Genomic DNA, 11262 nt, shown 5'->3' on the forward strand with positions numbered 1-11262 from the left:
CAACTAATCGCTAATGGCCGTCTCAAGCGCGACTTCCATCATGCGGGTAAAGGTTGTTTGCCGCTCTTCGGATGAGGTAGCCTCCCCCGTGATCAGACTGTCTGAGATGGTCAATATACATAGGGCTTCACGGTTAAATTTGGCGGCTAAAGTGTAGAGTTCCGCGCTTTCCATTTCAAGGGCAAGGCATCCGTATTTTGCCCAGAGTTTCCATTCATCCTTATTCTCCGAATAAAACGTATCCTCTGATACTATCGGTCCCGCTTTTGGCTGGTATCCTTTAGAGACGGCGATATCCCATGCTGTTTTTAGCAGGGAAAACGTCGCGGTAGGGGCGTAACTTCTGCCGCCAAAACGGATATGGTTTGCGTTTGAATCGGTACAGGCTGACATTGCAAGCACAATGTCGCGTATTTTTACGTCTTTATTAATTGAGCCTGCCGTTCCGATGCGGATTGCCCGTTTTACCCCGTATTCCTGGAATAACTCATTTACATAGATAGAAATAGAGGGGATTCCCATACCGGTTCCCTGAACGGAAACTCTTTTTCCTTTGTAGGTTCCGGTATACCCCAGAATATTTCTAACGCTCGTGTATTGTACCGGTTTTTCCAAAAAATTCTCCGCTACAAATTTTGCCCTTAATGGGTCGCCGGGAAGTAATATTGTTTCGGCAATATCTCCCTCTTTCGCTGCAATATGAATCGACATTTTTTTTTCCTTTTATGTAATATTAATTAACAAATAAAAAAAATTCAATACTTAATTGAATTAGTATCAGGCGCGCTGCCAATTCATTTTTTCTGCCTTTTCAGCAGGCTTTTCGCCATCTCCAGAATAAATCCTTGAGTATCTGCCGTCAATTTGCTAAAAGTTTCCAAAAGCTCTTTTTCATAAGGCGATTGTACGCCGAACATTTCGCCTTTTCCGGTTCTCAGCCAGTCCTCGTCAATGGCAAAAGTAGCGCAGATTAGTTTTATGTTCTTGTCGGTGAGGGCGGTTTTATCTAATTCGATCATTGATAGGGCGGTCTGCGTCAGGCCAATTCTTCGGGCAAATTCTCCCTGTTTTAGCCCTAATGTTTTTCGAATAAGCCTGATTCTATCAAGTATAGTCATTTTCTCTAATTTAAGAATATAGGGTGTATTAAAAATTTACAATAAAAATATCAAATACTTAATAAATCATTGACAAATTTGTATATTATTGATATATTATTATCAATAATATACAAAAAGGAATTTTTATGCAAAACAACGAAGCCGAAGCTATTAGAATTTCCCGCCTTCTTACGCCGGAAAATAAGACTCAATTACTCACCTGGGTTAATTTGGCATTTTTTGCCGAGAATTCCGCAAAAAAATCTTTAGGGATTGACGCTGTTGTTGACGGCGTTTCCATATCAAAACCGCAGGAGTATTTCTGCGGAAAATTATTACGAAGGAGCAAAAAATGAAAAAATTGCAAAAATTGTGTGTGCTTGTGTTGATTGTGGGGCTTGTGGTGAGTTTCGCCGGGTGTGGGGATGATGAAGTTAAGGGAGGAGATGAATATGCCAAATATTACGAAGGCAGTTACAGGAATAATGTAAATGGCAGTGTTGAAGTTGTAAATAATACTTCTTATGACATGCTGTTATTTTCCGGCTCAGCAATTAGCATAAATTATATTGTTGGCGGCGTAAGGGCTTTTTCTACCAATACCGTAAATTTTTCCACTGAAGCTGATTATACCGTTGGCGGCTATAAAGTAATTCACGCGGTAAAAGAATTTGAATTTAAGGCAAATGGAGATAAATCAAGAATTGACAATTCCGCAATGATAACATACAGAGATGGCGCAAAATTCAGAACAAACATTGTTTCTACAACTGACGGCGCCTTTCAATACACCGTACACAACATGAATAGCCAATACGCGTTGGAACTTAGAAAGGATTCGCCTGAGGGTGAGAAGGTTGCGTATTTGGTTAGAGCGGAGAAAAACCGCGTTATTCACTCGCCGTCAAAAACCCCAATGACTTTATTCCCCGTATGGATCGCTTTTAATAATGTAACAAAAACTATTGTTCCTTTTTCGCCAAGCGATGCGGGTGACAGTTGGGAAGGAGAGAGGGAAGTTCAGCCTAAATCGCCTACCGAAGATGTTCCTACATACAGATTTCCTGACAGTAATATAGACATTAACTTTAATATCAATTTTTCGTTTGCGACTATACAAGTAAGGAATAATGCGGGAAGAGACGTGGTTTTCAGAATCGCTAATCAGGAAAAATTTCCTCAAAGCGGGTATAAGAATATAACCAGCGGTACAAGAGAATCGTATGAAATTATATCTGATGGAGAGGGATTAGACCTTAATCTTTCCATGCAAAACGGAGCTATGAAAATCAATGTAAGGTTTGAAGCGGCACCGGACGTGTTGCCGGTACTTGAAAACGGGTATGTATATTCGGTAAATCTTCAGCTTGTTGATAACGCGCCGCCGTCTCAAGCGTCAAGTTATCGAGCATGGCTGGTAAAAGGCGCGGCCTTAGACAAAAATGATCTTTTAGTATCGGCATCGAACTGATAACAAGTTTCAGGCTGTCCTCTTAATTGCGGGCAGTCTGAATTTTACTGAATCACATTAATAAAACTGTGAACACGGTATTGTGATTAAACGTGAAGGAACTAAAATGAAGAAGCATATATTACAAATAATCTTCCTCATTTTTTTTCTTGCGTGTTTCCTTGTCTTGTGTAAAAATACGCCAAATAATGATGAAGAACAATCAACAACCGCAAAAACCGCAAATGTAACATTTTTTAATGAATCAAGGTATAACCTTAAAATCCACAGGGATAATTTCGACGGCCCTGTGCTGTTGGAACTGCCTAGAAACAGCAGTGCAAAAACAATTTCCGTCCGTGTCAGCGATAACAATGGTATCGGTACAATGTTTTCTATTGAATATATCTGGGTTATACAGATAATTGAAAGTCTAAACGGAGAAATTAAAGAAGTAGAAGTTAGCGGAACTGATCCCGGTTTGCAGATTCCCAGTGTGATAGAAGCTGACAAGCCGTGTACTATTCAAATTCCAGATCCAAAAAACATTGAAATTAGATCGGCGTATATGACAATTAAAAATGCCTATATTTTACCTTGTGAACTTTATTATTTGGGGACGACGCTTAGACAGACCGACAATAATATTCCAATTGCTCCAGATAAAACCGGTATCTACAAAAATCGTTACGTTCTTCCGGCTGAAGGCGAACTGTATCAAAATTATCGAGTTGGCACTGTATCTGAAAGCGTGCCTATTCCTGATTTTCTTATGAAGAACGGCGTTATTTATCATTTTAACTATAACGGAATTAAAGTAGAAAAAATTAAAGAAGAAAACATTGTTTTTAACAGAAAATAGGAGAAACACAAAATGAAGAAACTTTTTGCATTGACAATCATACTTTCAATTATTATTACAACTTGCGAAGATTCTCCCAATTACGGTGAAATCGGAAAAACAGGACCCGGCGGCGGTATTATCTTTTTTGCCGAAGGCGGCCAGTATAAGGAATGTAGCGGCGAATTGGGCAATTCTACATGGGATGCTGCGGTGGCGACAGCCAGAAATTATAAAGGCGGCGGTTTTACTAACTGGCATTTACCGGATAGGGGAGAATTGGATTTAATGTACAAAAATCTAAAACAAAATGATTTGGGAGGGTTTTCTAATAATTATTACTGGTCTTCAGTTGCGGATAATAGTTCTAGTGCGTATGTGTATGTTCAGGATTTCGGAAGCGGCAACCAGTACTGTTTACAAAAATCTTTTTCGTATTCAGTCCGCGCCGTTCGGTCTTATGATAATATACCCGTTACTCCAACAGTAAACACAACGCTTAAAATTAAAAACGAATCATCTACCGATATTTCAGAAGTTATCTGGCAGGGTGTTTCTTTTGCCGAAAACACAACTGAAAATTCAATAAGAAAAGGCACAACGGTAACAAAAACAGTTCAACCCGGAAGCGGGTATATTTATTTTAAGCGAAGCACAAACCCCATTGCCGCGCGAACATCAATTTTGGTTGTAATAGCAAAGGATGAGCAAAAAGAATTTACATTTTTAGATAATACAAGTATTGTAGACGTAGATAATCCGAATAACACCGGGACGCTAAATGATTTACAGCCGATACTTACAACACTTAAAATAAAGAACGAATCTCTTACAGAGATTACCGACGTTATTTGGCAAGGTGTTTCCTTTAAAAACAATCAATACGAAAATTCAATCAAACCTGGCACAAATGTAACCGCAACTGTCAGTGCCGGGGGCGGTTACATCTTCTTCAAACGAAAATCAAACCCCATTACCGCGCGGACCAATGATATGGTTATTATTGAAAAATATCAACAAGAAGAATTTACCTTTTCCGACACTATGCTCATAGTTGAAGTAAACAACCCAAATAATACAGGGACGCTCCACGATTTGCCAAGTACGGTAGTATTTTGGGATGATGCCGAAGGGGAGATGCAGCAGTATTATTTAAAACAAAGTTTTGTAGGGTATTATAAAGACGGGTCTGAGTTGCTTAGTACTTCTTCTAATAATTTTTATACGCCCAAAAATGGAAATAAATCAATCGCTGTCGGCGGCACTAATACTGCATTGCTTCAACTTAAAATAAATCTTGAGAAAAGAGCTAGATTTTCATTTTGGTATGCCAATAAATATATGAATGCTAATGGTACTGTTTTCTCAATCAACGGTATAGAAAAAGCAAAATGGGTTACCGATATTAACTGGTCTTTTATGACATTTGATCTTGATCCAGGGGAAAATAACATAATATGGGCAAAAAAAGACGGATATTATTCTGGTTATCCTGTTAATTTTTACTATCTTTCCCTTGACGACATTTTAATTTACTACACTGAATAGGCGTGCAGCTTTATAAAAAATAAAAACGTGATATAATCCACCCCATACAAATATTTTTTTTAGAGGGTTATATGCCTGACAATATAGAAAAAATCATTAAAGACATTGATTTAGCCATGAGAGAGAAAAAAATACTTCTGACAAAAGAAGATAAATCCCGTTTAAGACTTTGTTTAAAAGAAAAAAAAGACATTCAGGATATAATTCAAGAAATTGTAATAAAACATTCTTTTAATGAAGACTATGTTTTAATTCGGAAAATAAAGGACTAAATTCTTAAGACGAGGCTATCCTGTTTTTCGTGTAAATGGAAACCGGTTGCGCCGAAGTATGCTTGCCGTTTCTGTCAATGGCCTCAAGCGGCGGAACTTTCCATCGGATTCAGATAGCCGGTTTGTACGCAAATATTAAAAAGATACCTTGTGATTTTTTCTTCGGTTGTTTTTACGTTTCCGTTCCTGCTTCGCGTAAACCGAACCAGATATTCATCGTCCGTTTCGTTCAGAATATCAACAAATTCCGAATTGCCCGATAAGCATTTAATACTATAACGTTTCATATTTATAATATCGGAAGATTATTCGCCCCTCTTGAGATTATTAGCCGGTTTCTTTATAATAATAGAATGAAAATCCGGTTAAAAATGTTCCTTGTCGTACTGCCTTTAATCATCGTCCCGCTTGTCCTTGCGGAAACTGCGTCTTATTTTCAGGCTGTAAACGGGGTTACCCGCCTCGCGAGAGAGCTTTTAGGGTTCAAACTTAGAGAACTGGAAAAATTCGCGGATAGCCAATGGGCGCTTTTAGTTGATAACAATTTCGCCGGAAGGCCGGAAATGGTCGAAGCTGCAAAAAAAGCCGTGGAGCAATACGAGCGCAGTATTCTTTTAAGCGACACTGAAATTATCTTTGCACTAGATAAAACCGGAAAGGTGGCTATATCTACCTTCGGGGATGGTTCTGGATCAGAATTATCCCCTTCCGAGTCAAAGACGTTATTGCAACTTCTAAATAGTGAAAAACAGGGATTGCAAACTGCCGTCATAGGCGGCGAAAAACGTATTTTTCAGTCTTTCTATTTTACCCCGTTTGACTGGTATATTTTAATCAGCGAAAAAGAGCGGGTATTTTACGCGGACGCGAATTTAATTACCGTGCAGACAATTATCACTTTGGTATCTGCGGTCGCTGTTGCCGTTTTTATGCTTATCATTGTCACGCGCCGCTTGACAAATCCGCTGGGACGGGTTGTTAAAACAATGGAGTCGATTATTGAAACGGCTGATCTTTCGTCTAAAGTTGAAGTTGAGTATAACGATGAAACAGGCATTCTCGCGCAGACGTTCAATAATATGACTGGAGAATTGGACAGGGCGTATTCGCAGGTAAAGCGCTACGCGTTTGACGCGGTTCTTGCCGGTAAAAAAGAAGAACGTATCCGTCAGATTTTCCAAAAATACGTGCCGAATGACGTAATCGAGCGCTTCTTCGCGTCCCCCGAAAAAATGCTTGTGGGAGACAACCGCCGGCTCTCAATACTCTTCTCTGACATCCGCTCCTTTACTACAATTTCCGAAGGAATGGCCCCCGATGATTTGGTACACTCGCTTAACCGCTATTTTTCGGGGCAGGTTGACATTATCTACAATAGAAAAGGAATTGTAGACAAATACATAGGCGACGCGATTATGGCTATTTGGGGCGCCCCCGAAAAACACGAAGATGACGCTCTGCAATCGGTCCTGTCGGCTCTTGAAATGACGGACGCTGTTTTAAAATTTAATGAAAACCAGCGCAAGCTTGGCAAGTGCGAATTTAAAATCGGCATAGGCATTAACTTTGGCGAAGTAACTGTTGGCAATATCGGCAGCGAGCGCAAAATGGATTACACGGTAATCGGGGACGCGGTAAATTTAGCGTCGCGGATGGAAGGGCTGACAAAAACTTACCACTCAGGAATTTTGATTTCAGAAAGCCTGTTTGAAGAATTGCGAAAAACTGCGCCTGACGCGGGCCTTAATTACAGGCTCCTTGACACTGTGGCGGTTAAGGGTAAAACCAAAGGTGTGAGAATCTTCACGGTAAAAAAAACACTCTCGCCATCTGAGCAAAAAGCATGGCCTTTGCATAATCAGGGAATGAAACTTTATTATTCGCGTTCCTTTGCCGAAGCGGCGCAAAAATTTAAGGAGACGCTTGAAATATTACCCGATGATTTTAATGCTGACAATCTGTGTAAAAGGTGCGTTGAATACGCGTCAGCGCCGCCGCCCGCCGACTGGAACGGCGTGGAAGTAATGAAAACTAAATAGTGGGGGAATTATGGGCAAATACGTTCTTTCGTTGGATCAGGGGACTACAAGCTCTCGGGCGATTCTTTTTGATCATAAGCAAAATATCATCGCGGTAGAGCAGAAGGAGTTTACCCAGATTTATCCGAGTGAAGGCTGGGTGGAGCACGATCCGATGGATATATTTTCCTCCCAATACTCCGTAATGACTGATATTGTTACAAGAGCGAATATTAAGGCGAGTGATATTGCCGCCATCGGAATAACAAACCAGCGTGAGACGACAATTCTTTGGGATAAAAATACCGGCGCGCCAATTTACAACGCGATAGTGTGGCAATGCAGAAGAACGTCGGCAATAGTCGATGCTCTAGTAAAAGACGGGCTTGGCGAATATATAAAAAAAACTACGGGGCTTGTTCCAGACGCTTATTTTTCAGGCACTAAAATTAAATGGATACTTGATAACGTGCAAGGCGCAAGGGAGAGGGCGCAAAAAGGCGAGATACTTTTTGGCACAGTCGATACATGGCTAATCTGGAAATTATCAGGCGGCAAGGCCCACGTGACGGATTACACCAACGCCAGCAGAACGATGATATTCGACATTCATAAACTTGATTGGGACGATACCCTTCTTAAAACTCTGGAAATTCCGCGCTCCATGCTTCCGCAGGTAAAGCCGTCTGGCGCGATGTTAGCCTCCGCTAATATTAACGGCGTTGAAATTCCCATTGCGGGAGACGCGGGGGATCAACAGGCGGCGCTTTTTGGGCAGTGCTGTTTTGAGAAAGGAGACGCAAAATGCACCTACGGCACCGGCTGTTTCCTGTTAATGAATACCGGTACTGACGCATTAGTCAGCGGGAATGGGCTTTTAACCACCATTGCCGCAGGCTTCAGCGATAAACCGCAGTACGCGCTTGAAGGTTCAGTCTTTACGGGCGGCGCTGTTATTCAATGGCTGAGGGACGAATTGCGCATTATTACAGACAGCGCGGACAGCGAATACTTCGCGGAAAAAGTAAAGGATACGGGCGGCGTCTACCTCGTCCCCGCTTTTACCGGTCTTGGCGCCCCGTATTGGGATATGTACGCCCGCGGTTGCATAATCGGTATCACGCGCGGAACAAAAAGAGCGCACATTATAAGGGCGGCGCAGGAATCCATCGCCTATCAGGTAATGGATCTTTTAAAAGCCATGGAAAGCGACCTTGACATAAAAATAAAGGAGTTAAAGGTTGACGGCGGAGCGAGCAGGGATAAATTTCTTATGCAGTTCCAGTCCGATATGTGCCGTGCGGCCATTGTGCGCCCGGTTATTAGGGAGACGACCGCACTTGGAGCGGCGTGTTTAGCAGGAATCACCGTTGGGTTTTGGAGAAACCTGGCCGAGGTAAAAAACCGCTGGCGGCAGGAGACTGTTTTTACCCCTAAAATTGACATGGAAAAGCGTGAAAAACTGGTTACGCTTTGGCATAAAGCGGTGGAAAGAAGCCGCGGTTGGGCTTGATATTTTTCTTGTTTTCTGGTAAATAATAGTTAAGCCATGAAGTACTTCAATCCTGCGAATTTAGCCGTAATTGCGTGTCCCGGTGGGGAAATTTTCGCTGATGAGGTAATTCAACACCTTCATCGTAAATACCATTCTAGCCGCAAACAAACGGTGGAAGACATTTCAAAACGTTACAATTTAAGCGCGGATCAGGTAGACCTGCAAATAGAGCTTATAAATAAAATTGTCGCGCGGGGAACCGCGTCCCAAAGCGGCACTGTAAAAAATAGCGCACCGTTTAAAATTCCCGTTAAATTTTCATTATTTCCAAATGGTGAAATAAAATCTGAAATTCAGGAATCGATCCGCGGTAAAGACATATATATTTTTCAGGATGTGGAGAACCACTACCCTGTAAAATTTTCAGGCGAAGTTGTAAATAATCTGTCCATAAATGATCATTTAATGACCATTTTTGTCACGATTGACGCCGTTCATCAGGCTGGGGCGGAGCGTATTACCCTTGTAATACCGAATTATCCGTATTCGCGCCAGCACAAGGCGAAGGGCAGGGAAGGGCTTACCGCGAGCAGAATCGGTAAAATTTTTGAAAGCCTTGGGGTAGACCGAATTATTACGCTGGATATTCATTCCAGGGACATCATGAATATTTTTAACGATTTACGCCTAGAAAATCTTCATGCCAGCTATCAAATTATTCAAACTCTGATAAATATGGATGATATTCTAAACGACGATTTTGTCGTTGTTTCCCCCGACACAGGCGCGGTAGACAGGAATAAATTCTACGCGTCCGCCCTAAAAAAGCCGCTGGCGTTGATATACAAGGAAAGGGATTATTCCAAATTGTCAAAAGACGCTACCCAGTCCAATATTTCGCAAATACGCCTTCTTGGCAACGTGAAGGACAAGACCGTCTTCATGGCGGATGACATTTTAGGGACAGGCGGCACTTTGATAAAAGGAATGAAGCACCTTAAAGAAAACGGCGCGCGCAGGATTATCTGCGCTATCAGTCTGCCTCTTTTCTCCGGTAACGCCATTTCCCACTTTGATGAAGCGTACAGCGAAGGCCTGTTTTACCGCATAATCGGGACAAACGCCGTCTATCAGGAAGAAGTTGTAAAGCGCGAGTGGTATGTCAACGTCAATATTTCGCGTCTTTTCGCGGACGTAATTTCCCGCCTTCACCAAAACCAGTCAGTTTCAAGCCTGTTGGATAACGCCGGCATAATAAACCGCCTCCTTTCAAAGAAGACTGAGCTTCAAAATGAACTCCCTTTTACTCACACTTAATCGTCAAATCCCCACTCCCTTCTTCTTTTAGTGTGAAATCTTTTCAATAAAAATTACATAACAAAAAAACCGTGTAAGTTGACACGGTTTTTAATAAATTTCAAATAAATTTGAAATTTATTTTTTTGATTTGGGTGTTTTTTTTGTCTTGGGTTTTGCTTTAGCGGCGGTCTTTTTGCCTGCTTTTTTTACAACGGTTTTTTTCTGTTTGGCGTACTTGCGGTTCAGATTAGCCTGATATTCGCTGCAGGCAGGACATAAGATGTAGCCTTTTTTTACTTTGCCTCCGCATCTTGGGCATTTACCCTTTGAAATGCGGTCGTTGTACCTTTCTTTTCGCTGTTCGTTAATTTCATCTCTGTGCGCTTCTCGATACCTTCTTTGTCTTTCCCTGTTTGCCAGGCGTGTCTTTGCATCAGTCATTTAAAAATTTCTCCTTTTTTTTAAGTGATATATTTTAGTATAGCACATAATAATTTTTTTGTCTATAGTTATTATTAGAATTATATATAAAGGTGATATATGTCTGTCTTTTTTAATCTGGACGCAAGAACAAAATTGTTTTTTGTTTTACTGCTTACATTTTTGATTTTTTTAATTAATACTCTTGTTGCCACCGTCTGTTTGTTGGTATCATTTATTGTTATTCGTTTTTCTGCAAGAATACCGCTTAAAGGTTTTAAATACTTAAAAAATCTAACATTGTTAGCAATTTTTATTATTTTCATTCAAACACTGTTAGGTCCCGGCGAAACATACATCGTAAAGCCTCTTTTTCCCGCGTTGTTTCCGTTTTTAGGCGGCATGGGTTCGTTAAAATGGGAAGGTTTTATCCTCGGTATTGTGATTATATGCCGTCTAGCAGTTTTAACGCTTCTTTTGCCAATGTTGACGCTGACAACTTCTCCTCATCAAATAAGCGACGGGCTTTGCGCTCTTGGCGTAAATTATCGAGCCGCCTTTGTAATAACTTCTGCGATAAACCTTATTCCGGCTTTTAAAGGAGAGGCTCTTTTAATTATGGACGCGCAAAAATTACGAGGAATGCGCAAATTCGGGATAAAATCATATATAAACCTGCTTGTTCCGCTGATGTTAGGCGCAATGCGTAAGGCGCAAATGTCCTCGATTGTAATGGATTCCAAGGCGTTTGGCGTTTACAAAACAAGAACATGGCTTGAAAAACCAAAAATGAAAACTTTAGATTTTTTCTTTATCGCG

At 41.0% G+C, this 11262-nt stretch carries 13 protein-coding genes; 9 read left to right on the forward strand and 4 right to left on the reverse strand.

Annotated features, from left to right (window positions below; genetic code table 11):
- Positions 1–3: 3 nt before the first annotated feature.
- Together deoD and ACYVRH_RS01280 are read right to left on the reverse strand one after the other, a co-directional pair.
- Positions 4–711: a purine-nucleoside phosphorylase gene (gene deoD / locus ACYVRH_RS01275; RefSeq protein WP_461255117.1), complete on the reverse strand. Its 708-nt coding sequence runs from the start codon at positions 709–711 to the stop codon at positions 4–6.
- Positions 712–794: 83 nt separating this feature from the next.
- Positions 795–1118: a helix-turn-helix domain-containing protein gene (locus ACYVRH_RS01280; protein ID WP_461255118.1), complete on the reverse strand. Its 324-nt coding sequence runs from the start codon at positions 1116–1118 to the stop codon at positions 795–797.
- A gap of 128 nt (positions 1119–1246) precedes the next feature.
- Here ACYVRH_RS01280 and ACYVRH_RS01285 point away from each other — a divergent pair, with 128 nt between their 5' ends.
- The 5 genes from ACYVRH_RS01285 (at position 1247) to ACYVRH_RS01305 (ending at position 5211) form a co-directional block, all read left to right on the forward strand.
- Complete coding sequence (locus ACYVRH_RS01285; protein ID WP_461255119.1) at positions 1247–1456, forward strand: hypothetical protein; 210 nt, start codon at positions 1247–1249, stop codon at positions 1454–1456.
- Positions 1453–2571 (forward strand): hypothetical protein, encoded by a 1119-nt coding sequence (locus ACYVRH_RS01290; RefSeq protein WP_461255120.1) that lies wholly within the window; start codon positions 1453–1455, stop codon positions 2569–2571. The genes ACYVRH_RS01285 and ACYVRH_RS01290 overlap by 4 nt, the downstream gene beginning before the upstream one ends.
- 106 nt (positions 2572–2677) lie before the next feature.
- Positions 2678–3412: a hypothetical protein gene (locus tag ACYVRH_RS01295; protein WP_461255121.1), complete on the forward strand. Its 735-nt coding sequence runs from the start codon at positions 2678–2680 to the stop codon at positions 3410–3412.
- A gap of 12 nt (positions 3413–3424) precedes the next feature.
- On the forward strand, positions 3425–4939 hold the full coding sequence (locus tag ACYVRH_RS01300; protein ID WP_461255122.1) for an Lcl C-terminal domain-containing protein: 1515 nt from the start codon (positions 3425–3427) through the stop codon (positions 4937–4939).
- A 71-nt stretch (positions 4940–5010) separates the two neighbouring features.
- Positions 5011–5211: a hypothetical protein gene (locus ACYVRH_RS01305; protein WP_461255123.1), complete on the forward strand. Its 201-nt coding sequence runs from the start codon at positions 5011–5013 to the stop codon at positions 5209–5211.
- Positions 5212–5294: 83 nt separating this feature from the next.
- Here the strand turns inward: ACYVRH_RS01305 and ACYVRH_RS01310 are convergent, their stop codons facing one another.
- Positions 5295–5498, reverse strand: coding sequence for a hypothetical protein (locus ACYVRH_RS01310; protein WP_461255124.1), 204 nt, complete (start codon positions 5496–5498; stop codon positions 5295–5297).
- Positions 5499–5564: 66 nt separating this feature from the next.
- On the opposite strand from ACYVRH_RS01310, the gene ACYVRH_RS01315 reads away from it, so the two are divergent.
- Genes ACYVRH_RS01315 through prs form a run of 3 tightly spaced genes read left to right on the forward strand, consistent with a single transcriptional unit; the run spans position 5565 to position 10041 of the window.
- Positions 5565–7250 (forward strand): adenylate/guanylate cyclase domain-containing protein, encoded by a 1686-nt coding sequence (locus ACYVRH_RS01315; protein ID WP_461255125.1) that lies wholly within the window; start codon positions 5565–5567, stop codon positions 7248–7250.
- A gap of 10 nt (positions 7251–7260) precedes the next feature.
- Positions 7261–8742 carry a glycerol kinase GlpK gene (gene glpK, locus ACYVRH_RS01320; protein ID WP_461255126.1) on the forward strand — a complete coding sequence of 494 codons (1482 nt, stop codon included), beginning with the start codon at positions 7261–7263 and terminating at the stop codon, positions 8740–8742.
- Positions 8743–8778: 36 nt separating this feature from the next.
- Positions 8779–10041 (forward strand): ribose-phosphate diphosphokinase, encoded by a 1263-nt coding sequence (gene prs / locus ACYVRH_RS01325; RefSeq protein WP_461255127.1) that lies wholly within the window; start codon positions 8779–8781, stop codon positions 10039–10041.
- A gap of 117 nt (positions 10042–10158) precedes the next feature.
- On the opposite strand, the gene ACYVRH_RS01330 is transcribed toward prs, so the two are convergent.
- Positions 10159–10464 (reverse strand): hypothetical protein, encoded by a 306-nt coding sequence (locus ACYVRH_RS01330; RefSeq protein ID WP_461255128.1) that lies wholly within the window; start codon positions 10462–10464, stop codon positions 10159–10161.
- A gap of 99 nt (positions 10465–10563) precedes the next feature.
- Between ACYVRH_RS01330 and ACYVRH_RS01335 the strand changes: the two genes are divergently transcribed.
- Positions 10564–11262 (forward strand): energy-coupling factor transporter transmembrane component T family protein (locus ACYVRH_RS01335; RefSeq protein WP_461255129.1); only part of this gene is annotated, 699 nt, incomplete at its 3' end.

This window comes from Treponema sp. R80B11-R83G3, from assembly GCF_054786115.1.